The sequence below is a fragment of the Pseudomonas sp. NPDC090201 genome, assembly GCF_044746825.1.
Taxonomy (GTDB): Bacteria; Pseudomonadota; Gammaproteobacteria; order Pseudomonadales; family Pseudomonadaceae; genus Aquipseudomonas; species Aquipseudomonas putida_AD.
The window spans coordinates 315,389-338,751 of sequence record NZ_JBIVCX010000002.1; the positions used below are offsets into that span (position 1 = coordinate 315,389).

20 protein-coding genes and 1 riboswitch are annotated in these 23,363 nt (G+C 62.4%); of the genes, 7 read left to right on the forward strand and 13 right to left on the reverse strand.

Annotation, left to right across the window (positions count from 1 at the left end):
• Nucleotides 1-89: 89 nt before the first annotated feature.
• The 4 genes from ACIPOO_RS07705 to ACIPOO_RS07720 form a co-directional block, all read right to left on the reverse strand.
• Entirely contained in the window at nucleotides 90-656 is a 567-nt protein-coding gene (locus tag ACIPOO_RS07705) for a YqiA/YcfP family alpha/beta fold hydrolase (protein ID WP_400606330.1), read from the reverse strand.
• Nucleotides 657-843: 187 nt separating this feature from the next.
• Entirely contained in the window at nucleotides 844-1,653 is an 810-nt protein-coding gene (cpdA, locus tag ACIPOO_RS07710) for a 3',5'-cyclic-AMP phosphodiesterase (protein WP_400605617.1), read from the reverse strand.
• Nucleotides 1,654-2,611: 958 nt separating this feature from the next.
• Nucleotides 2,612-3,064: a DUF1249 domain-containing protein gene (locus tag ACIPOO_RS07715; protein WP_274131704.1), complete on the reverse strand. Its 453-nt coding sequence runs from the start codon at nucleotides 3,062-3,064 to the stop codon at nucleotides 2,612-2,614.
• A complete protein-coding gene (locus ACIPOO_RS07720; protein WP_400605619.1) occupies nucleotides 3,055-3,672 on the reverse strand; it encodes an NUDIX domain-containing protein in 618 nt (205 codons plus the stop codon). The genes ACIPOO_RS07715 and ACIPOO_RS07720 overlap by 10 nt, the downstream gene beginning before the upstream one ends.
• A gap of 230 nt (nucleotides 3,673-3,902) precedes the next feature.
• On the opposite strand from ACIPOO_RS07720, the gene ACIPOO_RS07725 reads away from it, so the two are divergent.
• A complete protein-coding gene (locus ACIPOO_RS07725; RefSeq protein ID WP_400605621.1) occupies nucleotides 3,903-4,649 on the forward strand; it encodes an RsiV family protein in 747 nt (248 codons plus the stop codon).
• On the opposite strand, the gene cytX is transcribed toward ACIPOO_RS07725, so the two are convergent.
• Together cytX and thiC are read right to left on the reverse strand one after the other, a co-directional pair.
• Complete coding sequence (gene cytX / locus ACIPOO_RS07730; RefSeq protein WP_274131707.1) at nucleotides 4,618-5,907, reverse strand: putative hydroxymethylpyrimidine transporter CytX; 1,290 nt, start codon at nucleotides 5,905-5,907, stop codon at nucleotides 4,618-4,620. The two genes, ACIPOO_RS07725 and cytX, sit on opposite strands and share 32 nt — an antisense overlap.
• Before the next feature lie 153 nt (nucleotides 5,908-6,060).
• Entirely contained in the window at nucleotides 6,061-7,947 is a 1,887-nt protein-coding gene (thiC, locus tag ACIPOO_RS07735; RefSeq protein ID WP_400605625.1) for a phosphomethylpyrimidine synthase ThiC, read from the reverse strand.
• Nucleotides 7,948-8,116: 169 nt separating this feature from the next.
• A riboswitch (TPP riboswitch) is annotated at nucleotides 8,117-8,221 on the reverse strand.
• 168 nt (nucleotides 8,222-8,389) lie between these two features.
• On the opposite strand from thiC, the gene ACIPOO_RS07740 reads away from it, so the two are divergent.
• Nucleotides 8,390-9,829, forward strand: coding sequence for a TolC family outer membrane protein (locus ACIPOO_RS07740; protein WP_274131710.1), 1,440 nt, complete (start codon nucleotides 8,390-8,392; stop codon nucleotides 9,827-9,829).
• Nucleotides 9,830-9,961: 132 nt separating this feature from the next.
• Here ACIPOO_RS07740 and waaA read toward each other — a convergent pair whose 3' ends face one another.
• Both waaA and ACIPOO_RS07750 read right to left on the reverse strand, forming a co-directional pair.
• Nucleotides 9,962-11,233 carry a lipid IV(A) 3-deoxy-D-manno-octulosonic acid transferase gene (waaA, locus tag ACIPOO_RS07745; RefSeq protein WP_400605628.1) on the reverse strand — a complete coding sequence of 424 codons (1,272 nt, stop codon included), beginning with the start codon at nucleotides 11,231-11,233 and terminating at the stop codon, nucleotides 9,962-9,964.
• Between the two features lie 14 nt (nucleotides 11,234-11,247).
• Nucleotides 11,248-12,132: a LysR family transcriptional regulator gene (locus ACIPOO_RS07750; RefSeq protein ID WP_400605630.1), complete on the reverse strand. Its 885-nt coding sequence runs from the start codon at nucleotides 12,130-12,132 to the stop codon at nucleotides 11,248-11,250.
• Between the two features lie 107 nt (nucleotides 12,133-12,239).
• Between ACIPOO_RS07750 and ACIPOO_RS07755 the strand changes: the two genes are divergently transcribed.
• The 4 genes from ACIPOO_RS07755 to ACIPOO_RS07770 all read left to right on the forward strand — a co-directional run bounded on the left by ACIPOO_RS07755 (nucleotide 12,240) and on the right by ACIPOO_RS07770 (nucleotide 15,624).
• A complete protein-coding gene (locus ACIPOO_RS07755; RefSeq protein ID WP_274131715.1) occupies nucleotides 12,240-12,572 on the forward strand; it encodes a multidrug efflux SMR transporter in 333 nt (110 codons plus the stop codon).
• A gap of 63 nt (nucleotides 12,573-12,635) precedes the next feature.
• Complete coding sequence (locus ACIPOO_RS07760) at nucleotides 12,636-13,811, forward strand: NAD(P)/FAD-dependent oxidoreductase (protein ID WP_400605633.1); 1,176 nt, start codon at nucleotides 12,636-12,638, stop codon at nucleotides 13,809-13,811.
• A complete protein-coding gene (locus ACIPOO_RS07765) occupies nucleotides 13,808-14,617 on the forward strand; it encodes an aldo/keto reductase (protein WP_400605636.1) in 810 nt (269 codons plus the stop codon). Before ACIPOO_RS07760 ends, ACIPOO_RS07765 begins: the two co-directional genes overlap by 4 nt.
• A gap of 35 nt (nucleotides 14,618-14,652) precedes the next feature.
• Entirely contained in the window at nucleotides 14,653-15,624 is a 972-nt protein-coding gene (locus ACIPOO_RS07770; protein WP_400605638.1) for a metal ABC transporter ATPase, read from the forward strand.
• A gap of 121 nt (nucleotides 15,625-15,745) precedes the next feature.
• Here ACIPOO_RS07770 and hldE read toward each other — a convergent pair whose 3' ends face one another.
• The 3 genes from hldE to ACIPOO_RS07785 all read right to left on the reverse strand — a co-directional run bounded on the left by hldE (nucleotide 15,746) and on the right by ACIPOO_RS07785 (nucleotide 20,345).
• Nucleotides 15,746-17,167 carry a bifunctional D-glycero-beta-D-manno-heptose-7-phosphate kinase/D-glycero-beta-D-manno-heptose 1-phosphate adenylyltransferase HldE gene (hldE, locus tag ACIPOO_RS07775; protein ID WP_274131719.1) on the reverse strand — a complete coding sequence of 474 codons (1,422 nt, stop codon included), beginning with the start codon at nucleotides 17,165-17,167 and terminating at the stop codon, nucleotides 15,746-15,748.
• A 215-nt stretch (nucleotides 17,168-17,382) separates the two neighbouring features.
• Nucleotides 17,383-19,191, reverse strand: coding sequence for a lipid A export permease/ATP-binding protein MsbA (gene msbA, locus ACIPOO_RS07780; RefSeq protein WP_274131720.1), 1,809 nt, complete (start codon nucleotides 19,189-19,191; stop codon nucleotides 17,383-17,385).
• 8 nt (nucleotides 19,192-19,199) lie between these two features.
• Nucleotides 19,200-20,345 (reverse strand): O-antigen ligase family protein, encoded by a 1,146-nt coding sequence (locus tag ACIPOO_RS07785; protein ID WP_400605641.1) that lies wholly within the window; start codon nucleotides 20,343-20,345, stop codon nucleotides 19,200-19,202.
• A 145-nt stretch (nucleotides 20,346-20,490) separates the two neighbouring features.
• Between ACIPOO_RS07785 and ACIPOO_RS07790 the strand changes: the two genes are divergently transcribed.
• Nucleotides 20,491-21,099 carry a toluene tolerance protein gene (locus ACIPOO_RS07790; RefSeq protein WP_274131816.1) on the forward strand — a complete coding sequence of 203 codons (609 nt, stop codon included), beginning with the start codon at nucleotides 20,491-20,493 and terminating at the stop codon, nucleotides 21,097-21,099.
• A gap of 18 nt (nucleotides 21,100-21,117) precedes the next feature.
• Here the strand turns inward: ACIPOO_RS07790 and ACIPOO_RS07795 are convergent, their stop codons facing one another.
• Both ACIPOO_RS07795 and ACIPOO_RS07800 read right to left on the reverse strand, forming a co-directional pair.
• The gene (locus ACIPOO_RS07795; RefSeq protein WP_400605643.1) at nucleotides 21,118-22,221 is read right to left on the reverse strand and encodes a glycosyltransferase; all 1,104 of its coding nucleotides are present in this window, start codon (nucleotides 22,219-22,221) and stop codon (nucleotides 21,118-21,120) included.
• Between the two features lie 138 nt (nucleotides 22,222-22,359).
• Nucleotides 22,360-23,316 carry a glycosyltransferase gene (locus tag ACIPOO_RS07800; protein ID WP_400605645.1) on the reverse strand — a complete coding sequence of 319 codons (957 nt, stop codon included), beginning with the start codon at nucleotides 23,314-23,316 and terminating at the stop codon, nucleotides 22,360-22,362.
• Nucleotides 23,317-23,363: the final 47 nt, after the last annotated feature.

Sequence of the window (23,363 nt, forward strand, 5' to 3'; positions counted from 1 at the left end):
CAAGTCGTTCATGAAATTTCGGAGTGACGCTATTGTTCCAAGCGTGTTCTACATATTTGTTGCAGCAAAGGCTTTGATCGGTCGCACATTCACAACGACGACAGATCGATGGCCTGGAGCAGTTCCGGGGCAAACCCGGCAAAGCTCAACAGGGTGGGCAGTTTATCGGCAAACCCCTGGAAACTGTGATCGCCACCGGCCTCGATGCGCAGCGCGCACGCCCGGTAGAAGGCCTGGGCGCGGCGGTAGTCCAGCGTTTCGTCACCCGTCTGCAGCCACACCTGGATACGCTGGGGGTCCTGCGGCGCCGGCACTTCTATCTCAGCCAGCGCAGCCACGTGATCGTGGGTCAGCTCCCAGGTTTCGCCGGTGTACAGGTTCTGTTGCGTGCCCAGGAAGCCGTCGAACAACTGGTGCGGATTGACCGCAGGGTTGATCAACACCGCCTTCAGACCATGCCGCTCAGCAAGGTGAGTCGCATAGTAGCCGCCGAGCGAGCTGCCGACCAGTAATGGCCGACCGCCTAGTTCCTCGATGGCCGCCTCGAGCTGGGCGATGGCCTGGCGCGGGTGATGGTGCAACTCCGGCACGCGCAATTGCTCGCCAAGCCCCAGCGTTCGCATGAGGGAGGCCAGTTGCGTGGCCTTTTTCGACATCGCCGAGCTGTTCAGGCCGTGAATATAAAGCAGAGTCGAATGTTGCGGGTTCACGGGATCGTCTCCGTAAGCTGCGATTCAAGGGGCCGCCTGGGGCTGCCTCACACGGCAAAGCCACGCAGTTTACAGGGACAACGGCGTGAACACTCGTTTGTTGGCGGTGTGTGGCGAATTCAGGATGTTTCCTTCAATACCCGGCGCCACTGAGATCGACCTCGAACAGGTCCGGATCAATGCGCGACACACCGGTTTCCATGTGCCCGTCGTCGAACAGACGCAGCCAGCGATACCCCGGAGCCTTCGCGTCGAGGGCGAAGTCTTCGCTGTTCGGCGCGAATTGAATGCAGGTCGAGGGCGAAGCCATCAGGCGCAGCCCATTGCGCATCTGGTCGAACTCCTGATGCACGTGGCCCCAGAGCAAAGCACGGGCCTGGGGAAAACGTTCCAGTACCGAGAACAGGGCATCCGGGTTGCGAAGACCGATGGGCTCCATCCACGCCGCGCCAATGGGCACCGGATGATGATGCAGACAGATCAAATGATGGCGTTGCGGCGCCTCGCTCAGGGCCTGGGCCAGCAGTTGCAGTTGCTTGTCTTCCAGATAACCGGGCACAGAACCCGGCACGGCGGAATCCAGCATCGTCACCCGCCAGTTGCCGATGTCGACAACGGGGTCGAGCACGTCGCTCTGCTGCGCGGCAATCGCCATCTCCCGCAGCTCGTCATGGTTGCCCGGCAGCCAGCGCTTGGGCGCATCCAGCCGCTCGCTCGCCTGGCGAAACGCCTGATACGACTCCACCGTGCCGTCCTGGGATAGATCGCCGGTGGCCAGCACCAGATCGATCTGCGGCTGCTCGGCCAGCACCCGGTCCACGACCGCCGTGAGGCTGTCGCGCGTGGTCATGCCCAGCAGCGCGCCGTCCGCTTCGGCAAACAAATGGCTGTCGGATAGTTGCACCAACAATACAGAGGACGAATTCAGGGCTGCGCTCGGCAAAGGCCATCTCCTTGAGCGGGTATGGCCGGATTATGGTGTTTGATTGGAGCAACGGCAAACCCGGAAACAGGGTTGCAGTTCTCATTTGTGCAAGATCGACAGGCGCGTGGGTGTAATCGGTCCCGTAGCAGTCCGGCTTGCCGACGACAGCGATCTTGAGGGCGCCTCGCCGGCAAGCCGGACTGCTACAGGGCGGTGGGGTGCTTTGGATTTTGATTTTGATCTTTGTGCGCGATGGTGCAGGCGACGCCGAACGCGACGTAAAGGCGCCAGGCCGAGCGCAGGTGTCGTGGAGGGGGATGAGCGGCAGGAAGCCGCGAAAGCCGTGCGGGCCATGGATGGCCCATCATGGCGTGCCCCCGGAACGACGCCGGAGTCGAGGGAAGTCCGAAGGACCCCAGCCAGGAGCAAATGGTTTGCCTACTTTCCCGAAAGAAAGTAGGTCGCCCGTAAGGGGCGAAACCCTCAGGTCCAGTGCACTCGATAACGGATCTGCCCCCAGTGGTAGTGGTCCAGATTCTGGTGAGCATATCCGTTCGCGATGTCGACTCGGAATCACCTTTGCGCCTTTACGGCGCGCTACTTTGTTTCGGCAAAGTAGCCAAACCATTTGCGACAGGCTGGGCCGCGACTTCGTCCCGGTTCCCTCACTCCGGCGCCGCTCCGTGGGTCCGCCGTGATGGGCCATCCATGGCCTGCACGGCTTTCGCGGCTTCCTGCCGCTCAACCCACTACGCGACACCTCCGTTCGGCCTGGCGCCTTGACGTCGCGTTCGGTGGCGCCTGTACCATCGCGTAAGAAGATCAAGATCAAGATCAAGAGCTTTGGTTGTACACCGCCCCGTAGCAGCACGGCTTGCCGGCGGGGGCGGTGTGTCAGGGACAGATGGGTTGACTGACACACCGCTCCCGCCGGCAAGCCGTGCTGCTACGAGAGAGAAGTGCGGATAAGGAATGCTCAGCGAACCGCTTCGAACTCGTGTCCGCAGGCCAGGCAGTGGCTCAGCCATTCGCCGAGGAAGATGTTGAGCTGGGCCTTTTCGTCGGGCTGGTGCATGTGGGCGTTGGGGTATGGGTAGATGCCGCGGAAACGCCGAGCGTGCTGGGCGCCGATGACTTCGGCCATGCGCGCATCGTGGTACACCTGCACTTCCAGGACAGGCACCGGCAGCCACGGCAGGCTGTGTTCCTGACGCACTAGAAGCGTCGAGGTGTACGGGCAGTTCTGCACGACTTCGACCGACAGCACGCCCAGCATCTGATCGCCCTGGGTGACGGCCACCCGGCGGGAACGTTGTTCATTGCGCATCTCGGGTAAAAGACGCATCAAGCGCGCGTAGTTCGCCTCGCAGGCTGCCTGCAGCCCGGCAAGGTCGACACGGTAGCGCTCGCGCAAAAGATTCACGACCACAGCCCCCTGATTTCGGCGCGATTGAGCGCCAGCCACTGTATTGCGATGATAGTTGCAGCGTTGACGATGCGTCCGTCTTTTACGGCTTGCATCGCGTCGTCGAACGACCAGACCGACACACGGATGTCTTCGGCCTCTTCTTCAAGCCCATGGACGCCGCCCGCCCCCTCACTGTCGCATTTGCCCAGGTACAGGTGAACGAATTCATTGCTGCCGCCGGGCGACGGAAAGTATTTGGTGATCGGCCACAACGCGTTGAAGACAAGCCCAGCTTCCTCTTCTCCTTCGCGGTGAGCAACCTCTTCAGGCTGCTCTTTTTTGTCGATCAGGCCCGCGACCATTTCGATCAGCCAGGGGTTTGAATGCTTGCCGATCACGCCGACCCGGAACTGCTCGATCAACACCACTTCATCGCGTTTGGCGTCGTAAGGCAAGACACACACGGCATCGTGACGCACGAACAGCTCGCGGGAAATTTCCGGGCTCATGCCGCCGTCGAAAAGCTCATGGCGCAGGTGCAGACGATCCAGCTGATAGAAACCCTTGAAGCAGGTTTCGCGCCGGGTGATTTCATGCTTTGTGGGCGTCGATTTCTCGGTATCGGTCATAGGTTTCTCACTGCAAGGCGCTCAGTTCATGGCCCCATCCTAACGTGCTGACGCGCCGGATGCAGCCCTTGCCGGGCGTTCAGACGCGCAAATCCGGCTGTAAAGGTAGACGACGGCAACCGAAAGGCACTCTAATCCGCCCAGTGGCGAACTGATTGCGCCAGACGCAGTCGAAGCCTGTTGCCGTTGCACCCAAGTGATGGCCCTTTATGTCAACGTCAAGGATCACCATGTCGTTTCTGAAGATCATTTCGATGGCCTGCCTGGCCCTGATTCTGGGCGCCTGCCAGAGCCTGTTCCAACCCAATATGCGCAGTCCGCTGACCGTTCAGCGTGACGCCTCGGAGCTAGTCAAACCCGGCTGCACCGCCAGCGATTGCCCGCTGGTCAATATCGATACCGTGCATTTCCCAGACGAAGCCAAGCTCGATGCCATCGTGCAGCGCACCCTGCTGCAGCTGACCCGCAGCGACACCGACGGTCCGGTGCCACCGACCCTCAAGGCGTACCAGGAACAGTTCCTGGCCACGGCGCCGGCGCGCTACAGCAGCTATTTGCAGGCCAAGGTACGTGAGCAGCATGACGGAATCGTGGTGGTCGAGCTGTCCAGCTACCTGGACACCGGCGGCGCCCACGGCAACCCGGGCCGCGCCTTCATCAACTATTCGCGCCAGCAACAGCGCGTACTGACGCTGGCCGACATGCTGGTGCCAGGCCAGGAAGCAGCGTTCTGGGCGAAGGCTGAAATGGCGCACCAGGCCTGGCAGGTCAGCACCAAGCTGGACAAGGACACCGAGTTCCAGAAGATGTGGCCATTCAAGCGAACTTCAAACATCGCCCTGACGTACGGTGCAGTGATCCTGAAATATCCGGTCACCACCATCGCCCCGTACGCCATGGGCCACATCGAGCTGAAGATTCCTTACCCTCAGCTCAACGGCATCATCAAGCCGGAACTGTTCCCCGGCCGGAGCTGATCGCCTTGCCCAGGATCAGTTGCAGCACGCCAGCGACGATCAGCGCTGGCAGTGTTGCGCCGATGTCCGGGTAGAGATTGGCCAGCAGGTGATAGGTGGAAATCCCGCCCAGCCAGGCCAGAAGCGTCATCCAGCGCAAACCCTCAGTCGCGGCGCCATGGCTGCGACGACGCAGGATGAAGTGATCCACCAGTACCACGCCAAACAGCGGCGCGAATACCGAGCCGATCAGCAAGAGGAAGTTCTGGTACTGCGCCAATGGCGCAAGACAGGCGATCAGCGTGCAGATGACGCCGATGGCCAGCGCCAGATGCTCGACCTTGATCTTCACCAGAATCCCGCTGGAAACCGCTGCCGAATGGATGTCGGCAAAGGCGTTTTCCGACTCGTCCAGCAGAATCAGCAGCAGCGGAATGCCCATTCCAGCGCCGGCCAGCGCCAGCAGCAGCGCATTGGCTTCGCCGCTTGGCGCGAAGGCCAAGGTGTAGGCAACGCCCAGGGTCATCAGCCAGAAGTTGCCGATGAAGAAACCCAGCACCGTGCCGCCAAACACACCGGTGGCGCGCTTGCCGAAGCGTGAGTAGTCGGCGATCAGCGGCAGCCAGGACAGCGGCATGGCGATGGCAATGTCGAAACCCACGGCAAACGGCATCGAGCCATCTCCGGCACGGGCCCACAGCGCCGCCAGATCAGCCTTGCTCAGCAGGTTCCAGGTCAGCCAGGTGCACGCGGCCAGTAGCAGCCAGATGCCCCACTTGCGCAGGATCTGCCGCACGAAGGTCAGCGGGCCGCTGACGGCAAGCAAGGTGGCCAGGCCGCCGAACAGTAGCGTCCAGAGCAGCGGGCTTGTCCACAGGCTGCCTTCGGCAAAGGCGCCAGCGCTCAGCAGCGTGGCCGCGTCGCGCATGACGATGATTTCGAACGAACCCCAACCCACCAGTTGGAGCAGATTGAGGATGGCCGGCAGCGCCGCGCCCTTGCTGCCAAGGCTCAGCTTGAGGGCGGCCATGGACGACAGGCCGGTGTCGCTGCCGATCACGCCGACGGCGGCAAGCAGCAGAACCCCCACCAGGGTGCCGAGGAAGATGGCCAGCATCGAGCCAGACAGTCCCAGCCCCGGCGCAAGCAATGCGCCGGTTTGCAGGACCATCAGGCCCACGCCCAGGGAAAACCACAGGGAAAACAGATCCCGACCGCCGAACACCCGCTTGGCAGCGGGGACGGGGATGTCGGGGGAGTAGGTGCCGGGTGTGTTCACGTTGTTATCTCGGAGGAGCATTGTTATTGGATTCATGCGCAAAGCCCCCTGTAGGAGCGCGCTTGCCCGCGATGGCGTTGGGTCAGAAACATCAGGTGTCAGACCCACCGCCGTCGCGGGCAAGCGCGCTCCTACAGAAGGGCGGGCGTGGTGTCAGACCTTCTTGTACAACTGGCTGCCTTCCTGCTTGAACCGCTCGGCCTGCTCGCGCATGCCTTCGGCCACAGACAGGTCCACCGCTTCGATCTTCTGGTTGGCCGCGTACTCACGGACTTCCTGGGTGATCTTCATCGAGCAGAACTTCGGCCCGCACATGGAGCAGAAATGCGCGACCTTGGCCGAATCCTTCGGCAGGGTTTCGTCGTGGTACGAACGCGCGGTGTCCGGGTCCAGGCCGAGGTTGAACTGGTCTTCCCAACGGAATTCGAAACGCGCCTTGCTCAGGGCGTTGTCGCGAATCTGCGCGCCCGGATGGCCCTTGGCGAGGTCGGCTGCATGGGCGGCGATCTTGTAGGTAATGATCCCGGTTTTGACGTCGTCCTTGTTCGGCAGGCCCAGGTGTTCCTTGGGCGTGACGTAGCAGAGCATCGCGCAACCGAACCAGCCGATCATCGCCGCGCCAATGCCCGAGGTGATGTGGTCGTAACCCGGCGCAATGTCGGTGGTCAGCGGGCCGAGGGTGTAGAACGGCGCCTCGTCGCAGCATTCCAGCTGCTTGTCCATGTTCTCCTTGATGAGCTGCATCGGCACATGGCCCGGACCTTCGATCATGCATTGCACGTCATGCTTCCAGGCGATCTTGGTCAGCTCGCCAAGGGTTTCCAGCTCACCGAACTGCGCTTCGTCGTTGGCGTCGGCAATCGAGCCCGGACGCAGGCCATCGCCCAGCGAGAAGCTGACGTCGTAGGCCTTCATGATTTCGCAGATTTCGTCGAAGTGGGTGTAGAGGAAGTTTTCCTTGTGATGCGCCAGGCACCACTTGGCCATGATCGAACCTCCACGGGAGACGATCCCGGTGACGCGCTTGGCGGTCAGCGGCACGTAGCGCAGCAACACACCAGCGTGAATGGTGAAGTAGTCGACGCCCTGCTCCGCCTGCTCGATCAGCGTGTCGCGGAACAGCTCCCAAGTCAGATCTTCAGCCACGCCGTTGACCTTTTCCAGCGCCTGATAGATCGGCACGGTGCCGATGGGCACAGGCGAGTTGCGAATAATCCACTCGCGGGTTTCGTGAATGTGCTTGCCGGTGGACAGGTCCATGACGGTGTCCGACCCCCAGCGAATGCCCCAGGTGAGTTTCGCCACTTCTTCTTCGATGGACGAGCCCAGCGCGCTGTTGCCGATGTTGCCGTTGATCTTCACCAGGAAGTTGCGGCCGATGATCATCGGTTCCAGTTCGACGTGGTTGATGTTGGCCGGAATGATGGCGCGGCCGCGGGCGATTTCCTCGCGCACGAACTCAGGGGTGATCTCGTTGGGAATGCTGGCGCCGAAGCTGTGGCCGGCGTGTTGCTGCTTCAGCAGGCCGGCAGCGCGGGCCTCCTGCAGCTTCATGTTTTCGCGGATGGCGACGTATTCCATCTCGGCGGTGATGATGCCCTGACGCGCATAGTGCATCTGGCTGACATTGGCGCCGGCCTTGGCGCGGCGCGGGTTGCGCACGTGGGCGAAGCGCAGTTTGGTCAGTTCGGCATCGGCCAGGCGTTGTTGGCCGAAGTCGGAACTCAGGCCGCCCAGGCGTTCGGTGTCGCCACGGTCGTCGATCCACGCCGAGCGCACGTCGCCCAGGCCTTTGCGCACATCGATGATGACGTTGGGATCGGTGTAGGGGCCCGAGGTGTCGTACACGCAGACCGGCGCGTTGATCTCGCCACCGAAGTCTGTGGGGGTCACATCCAGGCTGATTTCACGCATCGGCACGCGGATGTCCGGGCGCGAACCCTGGACGTAGATTTTCTGCGAGCGGGTGAACGGCTGCACCGACCCCGAATCGACCTGGGCGGATTCACTCAGATTGGCGTTTTTTAGTTTTGTACTCATCAACAGGCTCTCCGGACATCATGGTGCAGCGCATGGATTGTCGGAGCTTGAGCCTGAATCGAACGGACGGATGCACCCTGTGAGAATACGGATGCCGAGAATCGAAACACGAGGACTGTTCAAAAAATGAACAAAAAAGACCCGGACGATACTCAAGAGGACTCGCCGGGAGACGAGAAATCTTGTTCCCTACGCAGGCGCTAACCTGATCAGGTTCAACGGGATCCGGATTATCCGATCTCAGCCTCATAGCAAGGCACCCCGACAAGAACGGCGTCAGTCTAGACGCCACACCCGGCAAACGCCAAGCGCGGAATTCAAACGCTCGTTAAATGGCGCATCTGTCGGATTGTTGTCGCGATCTTGTGGAACTACACTCGCAACCGGCGCAAAGCGATCTTGCGGCCACGTCTTCACACAGCTGAATTACTAGGGAATGTCTATGCTGCGCAAACTCTCACTGGCCATTGCCGTTTCATGCGCATCCAACGCGATGGCCACAGCAGCGGACTTGCCACTGCCGACCAAGACCGGTCTGGTCAGCGTCTACCAGGAAGCTGTGAACAACAACGCCGACCTCGCCGCCGCCCGCGCCAGCTATGATGCGCAGAAAGAGATCGTGCCCCAGGCCCGCGCCGGGCTGTTGCCGAACATTTCCGGCGGTGCCGACATCAACAACACCCGCACCAAGATCGACGAACCTTCTGCGGTCATCAACCGCAGCGGCACGGTCTACCGCGCCACCCTGAGCCAACCGATCTTCCGCGCCGACCGCTGGTTCCAGCTCAAGGCGGCCAAGGACGTCAACGAACAGGCCATCCTGCAATTGTCCGCGACCGAGCAGAACCTGATTCTGCAAAGCGCCGAGGACTATTTTTCGGTGCTGCGCGCCCAGGACAACCTGGCCTCGACCAAGGCCGAAGAAGCCGCGTTCAAGCGCCAACTGGATCAGGCCAACGAGCGCTTCGACGTGGGGCTTTCCGACAAGACCGACGTGCTCCAGGCCCAGGCCAGCTACGACACTGCCCGGGCGGCGCGGATCGTCGCCAAGCGTCAGGTGGACGACGCCTTCCAGGCGCTGGTGACCCTGACCAATCGCGAATACAACTCCATCGAAGGCATCGTCCACACCCTGCCGGTGCTGGCGCCGTCGCCCAACGATGCGAAATCCTGGGTCGACACGGCCTCGCAACAGAACCTCAACCTGCTGGCCAGCAACTACGCCGTCAGCGCCGCCGAAGAAACCCTGCGCCAGCGTAAGGCCGGGCACGCGCCGACCGTCGATGCCGTCGCCCAGTACCAGAAAGGCGACAACGACCCGCTGGGCTTCACCAACCCGAACTACACCGGGCAGGACTTCCACGGCAGCGTCGAACAACGCACCATTGGTTTGCAGGTGAACATCCCGATCTACAGCGGCGGCCTGACCAGCTCGCAAGTGCGCGAAGCCTACGCCCGCCTCGGCCAGACCGAACAACAGCGCGAGGGCCTGCGCCGCCAGGTGGTGGAAAACACCCGCAACCTGCACCGTGCCGTGAACACCGACGTGGAACAGGTGCAGGCGCGCAAACAGTCGATCATTTCCAACCAGAGCGCGCTGGAAGCCACGGAAATCGGCTATCAGGTGGGCACGCGCAACATCGTCGACGTGCTCGATGCGCAGCGTCAGTTGTACGCATCGGTGCGTGATTACAACAACACCCGCTACGACTACATCCTCGACAACCTGCGCCTCAAGCAAGCGGCCGGCACGCTGAGCCCGGGGGACTTGCAGGATTTGTCGCGCTTCCTCAAACCCGATTACAACCCGGACAAGGACTTCCTGCCGCCGGATCTGGCGAAGGAAGCGGCGAAGAATTTCGAGCGTCCTTCAGAGCGGTAAACTCCCCTGTAGGAGCACGCTTGCCCGCGAAGACGTCGGCCCGTGACATTGATGGCGCCTGACCGAACGCGGTCGCGGGCAAGCGCGCTCCTACAACGGCCGCGTCTTTGAAAAAGCCGTGCTGCTCCGGAATCAGATCAACCGACCGATCCCGTCCAGCAACTTCTGCAACGCGCCCTGATTGGCCTTCATCACCGCCAACCCCGCATCGGCCATGGCTTTCGCCTGCTCAGGCCCCTCGATCAATCGCTGCACCACCGCTGCCAATCCCGCCGCATCGCTCACCTCCTCCAACGCCCCGGCACTGCGCAGCATCGCTGCGATTTCGAGGAAGTTGAACAGATGCGGGCCGCTCAATACCGGCTTGTCCAGCGCCGCAGGCTCCAGCAGGTTGTGCCCGCCGTTGGGCACCAGGCTGCCACCGACGAAGGCGATGTCAGCCAGCGCATAGAGAAACAGCAACTCGCCCATGGTGTCGCCCACCAGCACCGAGGTTTCGCGGGTGACCGGCTCGGCGGTCGAGCGACGGACACTGGCAAAACCCTGCTGGCGGCTCAACTCGAACACGCTGTTGAAGCGCTCGGGGTGGCGCGGCACCAGGATCAGCAAGGCTTCGGAATGCTTTTTCAGCACCTCGCGGTGGGCGGCGAGAACCACCTCATCCTCACCGGCATGGGTACTGGCGGCGATCCACACCGGCCGCCCGGTGGTTTGCCAGTCGGCTCGCTGCTGCGCCGCACGCGCCAGCAACTGCGGGTCGATGGTCAGGTCGAACTTGATCGAACCGGTGACGGTTACGCGCTCAGGGCGCGCACCCAGGTCACGAAAACGCTGGGCTTCAGTTTCGGTCTGCACGGCGATCAGGCTCATCTCGGCGAGCATCGGCCGGGTCAGTCTGGCGAACTTTCCGTAACCCCGCGCCGAACGCTCCGACAGACGCGCGTTGGCCAGAACTGTTGGAATACCCCGCATCGCACATTGATGAATATGGTTGGGCCACAGCTCGGTCTCCATGATCACGCCGACCTTGGGCTGGATATGATCGAGAAAACGCCCCGCCGCCCACGGAAAATCGTATGGGAGGTAGCAATGCTGAATGCGCGGCTCGTTGGCGAACATCGACTGGATGCGTTCGGACCCGGTGGGCGTCATGCAGGTGATGGTGATCGGCAGTTGTGGATAACGTGCCAGCAGCGCGCGGATCATCGGCGCGGCAGCGATGCTCTCGCCCACCGACACGGCGTGCACCCAGATGCCGCCCTTCTGCATGGGCGGCAGCCCGCGAGCGAACCGTTCACCGATACGTTGTGCATAAGCAGGGGCCTTGCGGGCCCGCAGCCACAGGCGCAGGGCAATCAGCGGCAGGCCAAGATGAAACAGCAGTGTGTAGAGAGTTCTATTCATGGGCGCGGAGTTTATCAGCCAATGGCCTTCAAATGATGGGTGAAGCATTCGGCCAGCCAGCGTGCGGCAGGCCCCAGGGGTTCGTCGCGGCGCCAGACCATTTCCACCACCAGCGCAGGCGGCGTCCACTCGCTGCTCAGTTCGATCATCTGGTTCTGATAGGCCGGGTATTGCACCACGTGGCGCGGCAGCCAGGCCCAGCCCAGGCCGCGCATCAGCAGTTCGGCCATGACGTAGAAACTGTCCGCGCGCCATACCTGCGGGCTCAGTTGCTCGCCACCGGGATAGCCACTCTGCTGCGGCGCGATGAGCAACTGCCGGTGCCGCGCCAGCTGCTGGCGGGTGACCACCGGCTGGCTCGCCAGGGGATGATCGACCGCGCAGACCGTGACCATCTCCACACTGCCCAGCACCCGCCGCTCCAGGGCTTCGGGCATCTGGTCGTGATGAAACAGCAGGCCCAGGTCTGCGCGCCGCTCCACCAGCTTGCGCGCCACATCGCCCTGCGCGCCGCTGGCCAGTTGCACCTCCACGCTGGGGAAGCGTTGATCCAGCGCGTCCAGGCTGTCGAGGACCGGCTGGTACGGCATGGCTTCGTCATGGGCCAGGCGCAACCGCGCTTCCTGGCCGCGCATCAACGCCAGGGCACGACCGTCCAGCCGCTCGCACTGGCGCAGCAGTTCCCGCGCTTCTTCAAGCAAAGCGCTGCCCGCTTCGGTCAAGCGCGGCTGGCGACCACTGCTGCGATCGAACAGGCTCACGCCCAGATCGGTCTCCAGCATGGCAATCGCACTGCTGACCGCCGACTGCGCCCGCCGGGATTCTCGCGCTACGGCGGAAAACGAGCGCTGCTCGGCGGCGCTGACGAACAGCCTGATTTGTTCAAGGCTCCATTCCATGACACGGCAACCTATCAGCCAGTGAGATAGGTAATGACTTTACCCCATCTGAACGATCACTAGAATCGGCAGCCATTGAAGACGTATCTGCAAAGAGGACTTTCATCATGTCTGCCTACTACCTGCTCGCCATCGCCATCTGCGCCGAAGTCATCGCCACTGTTTCGATGAAAGCCGTCAAAGGCCTGAGCACGCCACTGCCGCTGCTGCTGGTGATCGTCGGTTACGCCGTGGCGTTCTGGATGCTGACGCTGGTGGTGCGCAGCATCCCGGTGGGCGTGGCCTACGCGGTCTGGGCGGGCATGGGCATCGTCATGGTCAGCATCGCGGCGCTGATCATCTACGGCCAGAAACTCGACCTGCCTGCCATCGCCGGCATGGCGATGATCGTCGCCGGGGTAGTGGTGATTCAGCTGTTCTCGAAAACCGCAGGGCATTAAGCAGGTTACTCAAAAGCCTGTTCCCCTATAATGGCGCAATTCGTTTCGCCATTTGAGGTGTTCATGTCTTCCGCTATTTCCACTGACGTCCTGATTGTCGGCGCAGGCGTTGCCGGCCTCTGGCTCAACGCTCGCCTGCGTCGGCAGGGCTTCTCGACTATCGTGGTGGAAAGCGCCAGCCTGGGCGGCGGGCAGACGGTCAAATCCCAGGGCATCATCCATGGCGGCGCCAAATATGCACTGCACGGCGCGCTGTCCGGCGCCTCGGAAGCCATCGCCGACATGCCCCGCCGCTGGCGTGAGGCGCTCGCAGGCAAGGGCGAGTTGAACCTGTCGGGCGTGCGTCTGCTGTCGGAGGCGCACTACCTGTGGTCGCCGGGCACTCTGGCGGGCAACCTCACCAGTTTCTTCGCCAGCAAGGCAGTGCGCGGCCGGGTCGATCAGGTCAAGGGCACGGACCTTCCGCCTGCGCTGCAGGATCCGCGCTTCAAGGGCAAGGTCTACCGCCTGGCCGAGTTGGTCATCGATGTTCCCAGCCTGATCGAGAAATTGGCTGAACTGGCCGGCGACAGCCTGCTGGCGGGCGAGAACATCGAGCCGCTGCTGCACGAAGATGAACTGGTCGGCCTGCGTGTCGATGGCCGCGACATCCACGCCCAGCGCGTGGTGCTCAGCGCCGGCGGCGGTACGGCCGATCTGCTCAAGACGCTGAACGTCAGCCATCCGGCCATGCAGCGTCGTCCGCTGCACATGGTCATGGTCAAGGGGCCGACGCTCAAGCCGCTATACGCCCACTGCCTGGGTGGCGGTCCCAAGCCGCGCATCACGGTCACCACCCATCCAGCGGCCGATGGCCAGTGGGTGTGGTACCTGGGCGGCGACATCTCCGAAGCCGAAGGCGTGGCCCGCGAGCCCGCCGAACAGATCGCCGCGGCGAAAAAGGAACTGACTCACCTGCTGCCCTGGATCGACCTGAGCCAGGCGCAGTTCGCAACCTTGCGCGTGGACCGCGCCGAGCCTCAACAAAGCGGCCTGGTACGCCCGGACAATGCTTTCCTCGACGTTCAGGGGCGGCTGATGGTGGGCTGGCCGACCAAACTGGCGCTGGCGCCGGACTTCGCCGATCGGGTCTTGGCTTCACTGTCGCGGGATGACATCCACCCGATTCCACAACCGGCGCGCAAAGACCTGCCCCGGCCGGCGCTGGCCAAACCTGTGTGGGACGTGCTGCTGCCATGAAGACTCTGCACGATCTGCATCGCCCGCTGGGCAGCCTGGGCATCGACGTCTCCCCTATCGGCCTGGGTACGGTCAAGCTGGGCCGCGACCAGGGCGTCAAATACCCCAACGGCTTCACCATCCCCGATGACGACGAAGCGCGGATGCTGCTCAAGCAGGCGCGGGACCTGGGCATCAATCTGATCGACACCGCCCCCGCCTATGGCCGCAGCGAAGAACGCCTGGGCCCTCTGCTGCGCGGCCAGCGTCAGGACTGGGTCATCGTCAGCAAGGTCGGCGAAGAATTCGAGGCGGGTCAGTCCCGCCATGACTTCAGCCCGGCGCACACGCGCCTGTCTGTGGAGCGCAGCCTCAAACGCCTGGAAACCGACTTCATCGACCTGGTGCTGGTGCACTCGGACGGCAACGACCTGCACGTGCTCAATGAGTGCGGGGTGTACCAGACGCTGGCCGAGCTCAAGCGCGAAGGCAAGATTCGCGGTTTCGGCTTCTCGGGCAAAACCGTGGAAGGCGGCCTGCTGGCCTTGCAGGATGGCGACTGCGCCATGGTCACCTACAACCTCAACGAACAGGGCGAAAAGCCGGTGCTGGACTACGCTGCTGTTCACGCCAAAGGCATTCTGATCAAAAAAGCGCTGGCCAGCGGGCACGTTTGCGCAGGCGCAGGTGTCGATCCTGTGCAAGCCAGTTTCGAACTGCTGTTCGCACATCCTGGCGTCACCGGTGCTATCGTCGGGACCATCAACCCGCTGCACCTGGCCCATAACGTGGCAACCGCTGCCTCCGTGATCCGCCGTCAGAACTGAACGGGCGGCCGACCCCAACGCAAGAAGGAGCCGATATGCCGCGAACGCTGATCCGCAAGAACCCGAGCAACTTCAAGACCCTGCCGCTGTTCGTCGAAGCCACTCCCGAAGGCCTGAGTTACCAGAGCGTCGGGATGCCGCTGAATTTTTCCCAGACGCTGCAACGTCGTCGCAAGATCGAGGTGCAGGACAGCGAGCGCTTCTCCACGGAACTGGCCAACCTGGGGGTCTCGGTGCGCCTGACGCTGAACTGGCAGAACCGCGATTACTGGGTGCTGGTGCGCCAGCGCCGCCAGGACCGTGGCGATGTGGTGCTCAAGCTGATTTCCGGTTACGTGCCGGCCCACGAGCTGAACCTGCCGCTGCACACGGCGATTCAGGAAGTGGCCGAGGAATGCCTGATCGAAACGCCCCAGGGCTGGCTCGGCGGGCGCTTCAACGACACCTGGCTGCCTGCGCCCTACGCTGCCGCCCTGCACTACCGCGAGGCCATGCCCTTTCGCCTGAGCCCGCTGTCCGGCGCTGCGCGCCCCGTGCGCTGCGGCAGCATGACCTTGATCGAACGCCCGCGCGCCTATGTGCACCTGCCGACCGCTTCGCTGCAGTTGATCTACGACATGCGCCTGGAAGTGCCCCGGGAGGCAAGGCCGCTGAGCCTGTTTCACGTCGATGAGACGCTGGAGAATGACCAGTTGGTCGCACGGCTTAACCGCAGCAAGCCTGACCTTTACCTGATGCCGCTGGAAAATGGCGTGCCCTTGCCTGAGCTGTATACGCTCAAGAACGACAAGCTGTCACCGGCGGGCACCCGTGGTTTGTACCTGGCCGAAAGCTTCGCGGCGCAGGAAGGCTGGGTGGTGCGTGAGGAGCGGATTCGCTGGAAGGACTGGCTGCTGGCGCAGGGGCTGACGCCTGCGAAAGCGAAGAAGCCGGGCATCAAGCGCCGCTTGAAGGTGGGCGCCAAACAGCTGCTGCGCATGGCGCGCAAGACGCTGCATAAAACCTGAAAGCTACACTGACCTGTAGGAGCGCGCTTGCCCGCGACGGCGGTGTGTCAGATACATGAATGCTGACTGACACACCGCCGTCGCGGGCAAGCGCGCTCCTACAGCGGTATGTGGTTTTGCGCTACTGCCCGCGGATCTTCTCGACAATCGCGGTGGTCGAGCTGTTCTCTACCAAACCCAGCACGCGCACTTCGCCGCCGTAGGCCTGGACTATCGGCGCGCCTACCACCTGATCGACGCTGTAGTCGCCGCCCTTGACCAGCACATCGGGCTTGACGTGGGTCAGCAGGTTTTCCGGTGTGCCCTCGGGGAAGCTGATCACCCAGTCCACCGCGCCGAGCCCGGCGAGGACCGCCATGCGCCGGTCGACGCTGTTGATCGGACGACCCGGCCCCTTGAGGCGGCTCACCGATGCGTCGTCGTTGACCGCGACGATCAGCCGGTCACCCTGGGCGCTGGCCTGTTCCAGATAGGTCACGTGGCCGGCATGCAGGATGTCGAAACAGCCGTTGGTGAACACGATCGACTCGCCGTGGGCCCGCGCATCTTCGACGGCCAGCAGCAGTTGATCGAGGGTCAGCACGCCGCGTTCCGAACCTTCGGCACGCTGGATGGCGCGACGCAGTTCAGGGGCGCTGATGGCAGCGGTACCCAGCTTGCCGACCACGATGCCGGCGGCCAGGTTGGCCAGGGCCACCGCGTGGGGCAGCTCTTCTCCGGCGGCCAGGGCGGCGGCCAGGGTGGAAATCACGGTGTCACCGGCGCCGGTCACGTCGAACACTTCCCGGGCGCGTGCCGGCAGGTGCAGGGCCTGCTGGTCGGGGCGCAGCAAGGTCATGCCGTGCTCGCCACGGGTGACCAGCAGCGCGCCCAGTTCGAGATCGGTCATCAGCTTCGCGCCCTTTGCCACCAGCTCGGCTTCGTCGACGCAATGGCCAACGATGGCTTCGAATTCGCTGAGGTTCGGGGTAATCAGGCTGGCGCCGCGATAGATGCTGAAGTCCTTGCCTTTGGGGTCGGCGACCACAGGAATCCCGCGGTCACGGGCGGACTTGATGAGCACCTGATGGTTTTTCAGCGCGCCCTTGCCGTAGTCGGACAGCACCAGCACCTTGACGCCGTCCAGCAGGGAGTCGACTTCCTCGCTCAGGGCGATGGCGTCGGTCGCGAAGGGTTCTTCGAAATCGATGCGCAGCAGTTGCTGGTGACGGCTCATGACCCGCAGCTTGACGATGGTCGGCTGGTGGGCAACGCGCTGGAAGCGGGCCGTCACGCCTGCGGCCTTGAGGCTGTTGTTCAGGCTGATGGCGGCTTCGTCTTCACCGGTCACGCCGACCAGCGAGGCCTTGGCGCCCAGGGCTGCGATGTTGAGCGCAACGTTGGCTGCGCCGCCCGGGCGATCTTCGATCTGGTCGACCTTGACCACTGGCACCGGGGCCTCAGGGGAAATTCTGGAGGTACCGCCATGCCAATAGCGGTCGAGCATGACATCGCCCACTACCAGAACTGGTGCCTGATCGAAACGCGGCATGGACAACTTCATCGAACAACCCGTAACTAAGAATGAACAAGGCCGGAATCTTAGCACAGGGTTTGGAAAGGCTTGAGGCCTTGGGGAAAAGTCGGCGTAACAGAACGTGAGGATGCCTGTGCCGGCCCCATCGCGAGCAAGCTCACTCCTACAGGTCTTGCGCAAATCCTGTAGGAGTGAGCTTGCTCGCGATAGGCGTCAAAGGTGATGCGTCGGAAAATCTGCTGCTATACCGCCCCGACCGGTGCGGGCTCATCCAGGCCCATGGCGTGCAGGCGCGAGTAGTAGCCGTTCTGTGCCAGCAACTGGGCATGGGTGCCGCGCTCGACGATACGGCCCTGATCCATGACAAGGATCAGGTCGGCGCGCTCGATGGTCGACAGACGGTGAGCGATGACCAACGTGGTGCGGCCTTTCATGACGTGATCCAGCGCCGCCTGAATGTGCCGCTCCGACTCGGTGTCCAGCGCCGAAGTCGCCTCGTCGAGGATCAACAATGGCGCGTTCTTGAGCAGCGCGCGGGCAATCGCCAGGCGCTGGCGCTGACCGCCGGAGAGCAGTACGCCGTTCTCGCCGACCTGGGTATCGAAGCCTTCTGGCAGTTGCTCGACGAACTCCTTGGCGTAGGCATCGGCTGCCGCCGCTTCGATGTCGCTGCGCGGCGCACCGGCCAGGTCACCGTAGGCGATGTTGTTGGCAACGCTGTCATTGAACAGGGTCACGTTCTGGTTCACCTGGGCCACGTGGCGGCGCAGGTTACGCAGGCGATAATCTTCGATCTCCACGCCATCGAGCAGGATCTGTCCGGCATTGTGGTGATAAAACCTTGGAATCAGGTTGGCCAGGGTGGACTTGCCACTGCCTGAACGGCCCACCAGCGCGATCATCTGCCCGGGCGCCGCCGAGAAGCTGATGTCGTGCAGCACCTCGCGCTCGGTTTCCGGGTAGGTGAAGCTCAGGTTGCGCACTTCCAGATGGCCCTTGACCCGATCCAGCTCCACGGTGCCGGTATCGACTTCAGGCTCCACATCCAGTTGTTCGAAGATGCTCTCGGCACCGGCGACACCCTTCTGGATGGTCGAGCTGACTTCCGACAACTGGCGAATCGGCTTGGGCAGCAGGCCAGCGGCGGTGATGTAGGCCACCAGGTCACCTGCGGTTGCATCCCCGCGCAGCCACAGCACCAGGAACATCAGCACCGCCATGGCGGTATAGATGACCAGCTGCAGCATCGGCGTGTAGATCGCGCCGGTCTTGGTCATGCGCAGTTGTTTGTCGGTGTTGCTGGTGCTGGCGTTGGCGAAACGCTCTTCTTCGTACTTTTCGCCACCGAAGCTGCGCACCACCCGATAGCCCTGGATGGTTTCCGAGGCAACGTGGGTCACATCGCCCATCGCCACCTGGATCTTCTTGCTCTGCTTGCGGAATTTCTTGCTCGAACTGCCGACCATGACCGCGATCAGCGGCAGGATCGCCAGCATCACGATGGTCAGCTTCCAGTTCATCCACACCAGGTAAAGGAACAGGAAGACGATGGTCAGGCCTTCACGGATCACCACTTTGATGGCGTCGGTCGCAGCGCCGGTGACCATGGTCACGTTGAAGGTGATCCGCGAAATCAGGTGCCCGGAGTTGTGGGTGTCGAAATAGCGGTTGGGCAGCACCAGCAACTTGTTGAACAGCTGCACGCGCAGGTCGTGGACCAGCCCCAGGGAAACCTTGGCCAGGAAGTAGTTGCCCAGGTAAGAGCCCAGCCCCTGCCATGCGGCGATCAGCACGATCAGCAGCGGCACGGCCTGCAACAGCTGCAGGTCCTTGAGGTAAGGAGTGTTGGGGAACAGCGCAGCTTCCGGGTTGGTCAGGCCATCGACGAAGTACTTGAGAATGCCTGCCAGCATGGGCTGGGTGGAAGCAAAGATAACGAAGCCAACGATGCTGAGCAGGAAAATGCCCACGTAGGGCTTCACATAGTTCAGCAGTCGAAGATAGATCTTCAGACTGGAGCTCTGTCCTTTATCGGACCCTTTGTCACTCATCGTAAAGCTCACTGGTTGAATTGAACGCGGGATTTTACCACAGCATGGCGCGGCGCCCTTGCCCATACCAGAACGCAGGCCAGGCCAATCGGCAGCCAGCTGATGAACCATTCGGCCCGGGGCGACCCGGTCAGGCTCGCGGCGTCGAACTGCATGGCGCACGTCGAGAAGATCCAGACGCCCATCATGCAGCGGCCCAGAGCCGTCGAGCGCGCCAGCCATGCCTCACGCAGCACCAGCAGCCAGACCACGCTCCAGAGCATCAGCCCGGGCAAGCCCAGCAGGATGGTGGTATGGGTGAACAGGTTGTGGGAATGGTCGAAGACCTGGCCATCGGCAATGGTGACGCTGTAGTTGGTGCCGATGCCCAGCCCCTTCAGCGGATGCAGTTCGATCATCTGCAGCACCGCGCCGAAGATTTCAGGGCGGTAGGACGATCCGCGATCGGTCATCAGCGACTGGAACACGATCAGCCCTATCACACCCAACACCAGTACCGTGCCGCTGAAGATCCACGCACGTCGATCCCGCCACCAGAGCGGCAGCAGCGCCACGGTCAGCGCCAGGGCCAGCAACGCGCCGCGGCTCTGGGACATCACCACGAACGCCAGGCACAGCAGCAGGCTGCAAAGCCAAATGACCTGGGACAAGCGGCGCTGAGGCGGCAACAACAGGCTCCAGACCAGCGCCACGCCAATGACATAAGCGCCCAGGATCGGATGGCTCAGCTCGCCGATCCCCTCCAGGCGCAGGAACCAGGGTGCATGCAGGAAACCGTAGTAGCGGTACAGGGAATAGGCAGACGCCACACCCAGGCCCACGCCGCCCAGTTGCAGAAGGCGCACCACGTTGTCCGTTCGCCCCGCCGCGAGGATCGGAAAGAACAGGATGAACACGGCGATGTACAGCATCCGCTTGAGCTCACGGTTGCCATCGTCGGTCGCGCTCCACACCAGGCTGAGGCTCGCCCACAGCGCCAACAGCACAAGCGCCACGCACAGCGCACGCTGCTCACGCCAGAACGTGCCCAGACACTCGCGGCCCGACCAGGCCAGCGCAAGGGTGGGCAACCACAACAATGCCACCAGCCCCTGCTGGTAGATCTTGTTCGTCGGCGCGAAGGCTATCGCGACGACAAACCAAAGGAATCCCATGGACATCACAGCTTGTGCCCAGCGACTGGAATGCATTTTATCTCCCTAAAAACGAGTGGCTCAGCCGGCCGGCATGGTGAAAGCGTTCGCTTTTGGGCATCATGGCCCGTCAATCCGCTCGCAATCTCCACAAGGCTTTCTACTGATGCAATGCTCTCGGCTCTCTGAGGCCGCCTTAAATCAACTGATAGTCGGTGCCAATGTCCTGGAAGCCGACAGCTACGGCGCGAAAGTGTACAGGTTGCAGGACGGCAATATCCTTAAACTCTTCAGACGTAAGCGCTGGTTCTCATCTGCTTTGTTACGACCTTATTCCAGACGCTTCATCGACAACGCCGTCCAGCTGGAAAAACTGGGTGTTCCCACGCTCAAGGTCGTCAGTTACTACACCCTCGATCAGCCAGGCATGACAGCCGTACTCTACCAGCCGCTGCCAGGCCAGACGCTGCGTCAACTGGCGCAGGCGCCGGGTTTCAGCTGGACACAGGCACTCCCCGCGCTGATCGGCTTGATCCGCGAACTGCACCGTTCAGGCATCTATTTCCGTTCGTTGCATCTCGGGAATATTGTCGTCACCCCCAATGAGCAGCTTGGGTTGATCGACGTGGCCGACATGCGCTTCTTCAAGGCCCCGCTTTCGCCGAGCCTGAAAAAACGCAATCTGCAGCACTTCGCGCGGTATATCGATCGTGAAAACCTGCACGCCGAGTTTCCGTTGCGGGATCTTGAGCAGGCTTTGCTCGCCAACGGCTAGAGCGCCATCGGGCCGGGATTATCGGTCAGGGGTCAGCAAGGCCCGGGAATCGTTGCAGAACTCAAGCCACACCCGCTCTGGCGCCAGGGCGCGGTACTGGGAGGTCGAGATGCTGTCGCGCTCCTGATTGGCAAACTGATCGATGGCCGCCGCCCAGGCGGGCACATCCGCGACCGGCACATAGTGCCCGGCGGTGCCAAGCTGCTCGCGAAAGACCTCAAGATCGCTGGCCAGCACCGGCACACCAGCGATCACTGCCTCCTGCAACACCAGCCCCAGCCCCTCTTCGCGGGAAGGAATGACAACCCAGTCAAAGCCTCGATACAGCTGCGCAAGACCGGGCTTGTGGCCAGGCAGGAAGACCTTGCCCTGAAGCTTGAGCTGCCTGATTTTCTCTTCCAGCGATTTGCGATCAGGCCCCTCGCCGACGATGACCAGTTTCAGGTCAGGGTGATGGGACAGCGAGCGGGAAAACGCCTCAAGCAGATAATCGAAGCCCTTGTCCGGCACCAGGCGACCGATTGCCCCCAGCACGCGGGCGTTGTTGTCGGGAAGGTCCATCAGGCGCCGGGCCTGTTCGCGCTCCTGCAACCCCATGCAGAACAGCTTGGGGTCCAGCGCGCTGCGCAACGCGCGCACCGGCAAGCCCAGGGCCGCCTGCATCGATGAAGCTAGGGTCATGGACACCGCGGCCAGGGTCAGCCGCTGAGCCGGAAAGCTCTGGAACAGCGCGCGCTGCTCTGCACTCAGGCGCGTGGCGCCATGAAACACCACCACCACCCGAAGCTCGGGCATGTTCATGAGCACGGGCAACAGCACCCGGGACGCGCCCAGACCGTCGAGCAGCACCACTTCGGCGCGGCTGTCGGACAGGGCCTTGCGCAGGCGCGCGTGCAGGATCGGCATGTAAAGCCGCCAGATGTGGCGCCCCTTCAGTTGCCGCGAGGTGAAACCCCACTCGCGGACCTCACCGGTCGAGCGCGCGGACTCGCTGTGCCTCCCCTTGAGAAACCAGGTCTTGATTTCGGTCGAGGGGTCGAGCTGCGCGACGATCTGTTGGTGAACCTTATGGACTGAAGAAAACGGCGCGCCGCTCGACCACATCACGTTTACGAGGCTCATTTTTCGCCACGTCCCGATGAGTAGGTCGCTACATCCATGCAGACTGAATCAATAAATGGTAAAGCCAATGCGCCCCCCAGGAGAGCAGCTTAATCTTGCGTCACAGACTATCAGCAGCCTGTCATCCCTTGAAATCAGTCAAAATCCTAAAACCGCCCGCACCCGCTCCACCCAGCTCAACGGAGCCCGCTCACGCAACGCTGGTTCGAGCTCGCGCACGATCCGTGCACCGATAGCTGCGAAGCTGAACTGCGACACTGCCAGATCGCGACCATTGACTGCAATACGTGCAGCCCGTGCAGTATCGTTACGAAGTATCGCAAGCTTTTGCCGCAGCTGTGGAATATCGCTGTAGAACACCACGTTCTGCATGTCCTGCAGGCCCAACGCGCGATTTTCCGCATCGCCTTGATCATAGGCAAAGAGCACGCATCCGCATGCCATCGCCTCGAAATTCTTGATCATGTATTCGCCCATGCCGACGTCAGCACTGACGAAGAAGCGAATGCGGTTCAGGGTGTCGCAATATTCCTCACCGGACTTGGTGCGCGTGACCACCAGATTCTCGACCTGGCCCAGTTCATCGAGCAACGCCTTGCGCCCGCTGTAGGCAACGCTGTTGGTGCTGCCGACGAACGCAAGCTCGATGTCGCGCTCGCGGTCCTGGTCGCTGAGCAGCGTCTGGTCGTAGCCCTTGGGCACGAAGACCGCGTCGAAGCCTTCCTGGCGCAAGCGCTCGCTGACCACGAAGCCCGAGCTCAAGACCCGCACCCACGGCAGCTTGCGATAGTGCGCGCTGAACTTGCCGGTGTATTTGCAGGGGATGTAATTCTGGTAGGCGTCGTGCTCCAGGATCACCAGATTGGGCACGGTGCGAATGAAGCTGGCTTGACGGATCTCCTGCTTGAAGCGCAGGAAGAACACGATGCGGTCGTATTTCGTCACGTCCACGTGCTGACGGAAATAGCGCCGCAGGTGGCGTTGCTCGTCGGAGCTCAGCCAGCGCAGGTCGCATTCGCAGTTGGCGGCGACCCCTTCATAGAGACGATCCAGAATCGCGCGCTGCTCTTTCTGGACCAGAAATAGAACCTTCATGGGCTTCCTTTTAACACCGGATCTTTGTCAGCCCGGCCGCTCGACTC

Bases quoted from the DNA above. Each gene is read 5' to 3' on its own strand.
- ACIPOO_RS07785 (WP_400605641.1), bottom strand. From the start codon at position 20,345: ATGGGATTCCTTTGGTTTGTCGTCGCGATAGCCTTCGCGCCGACGAAC.
- ACIPOO_RS07705 (WP_400606330.1), bottom strand. From the start codon at position 656: ATGTCGAAAAAGGCCACGCAACTGGCCTCCCTCATGCGAACGCTGGGG.
- ACIPOO_RS07720 (WP_400605619.1), bottom strand. From the start codon at position 3,672: ATGACCGATACCGAGAAATCGACGCCCACAAAGCATGAAATCACCCGG.
- ACIPOO_RS07750 (WP_400605630.1), bottom strand. From the start codon at position 12,132: ATGGAATGGAGCCTTGAACAAATCAGGCTGTTCGTCAGCGCCGCCGAG.
- ACIPOO_RS07740 (WP_274131710.1), top strand. From the start codon at position 8,390: ATGCTGCGCAAACTCTCACTGGCCATTGCCGTTTCATGCGCATCCAAC.
- thiC (WP_400605625.1), bottom strand. From the start codon at position 7,947: ATGAGTACAAAACTAAAAAACGCCAATCTGAGTGAATCCGCCCAGGTC.
- ACIPOO_RS07770 (WP_400605638.1), top strand. From the start codon at position 14,653: ATGCCGCGAACGCTGATCCGCAAGAACCCGAGCAACTTCAAGACCCTG.
- ACIPOO_RS07800 (WP_400605645.1), bottom strand. From the start codon at position 23,316: ATGAAGGTTCTATTTCTGGTCCAGAAAGAGCAGCGCGCGATTCTGGAT.
- hldE (WP_274131719.1), bottom strand. From the start codon at position 17,167: ATGAAGTTGTCCATGCCGCGTTTCGATCAGGCACCAGTTCTGGTAGTG.
- ACIPOO_RS07795 (WP_400605643.1), bottom strand. From the start codon at position 22,221: ATGAGCCTCGTAAACGTGATGTGGTCGAGCGGCGCGCCGTTTTCTTCA.
- ACIPOO_RS07725 (WP_400605621.1), top strand. From the start codon at position 3,903: ATGTCGTTTCTGAAGATCATTTCGATGGCCTGCCTGGCCCTGATTCTG.
- ACIPOO_RS07790 (WP_274131816.1), top strand. From the start codon at position 20,491: ATGCAATGCTCTCGGCTCTCTGAGGCCGCCTTAAATCAACTGATAGTC.
- waaA (WP_400605628.1), bottom strand. From the start codon at position 11,233: ATGAATAGAACTCTCTACACACTGCTGTTTCATCTTGGCCTGCCGCTG.
- ACIPOO_RS07765 (WP_400605636.1), top strand. From the start codon at position 13,808: ATGAAGACTCTGCACGATCTGCATCGCCCGCTGGGCAGCCTGGGCATC.
- ACIPOO_RS07760 (WP_400605633.1), top strand. From the start codon at position 12,636: ATGTCTTCCGCTATTTCCACTGACGTCCTGATTGTCGGCGCAGGCGTT.
- msbA (WP_274131720.1), bottom strand. From the start codon at position 19,191: ATGAGTGACAAAGGGTCCGATAAAGGACAGAGCTCCAGTCTGAAGATC.
- ACIPOO_RS07755 (WP_274131715.1), top strand. From the start codon at position 12,240: ATGTCTGCCTACTACCTGCTCGCCATCGCCATCTGCGCCGAAGTCATC.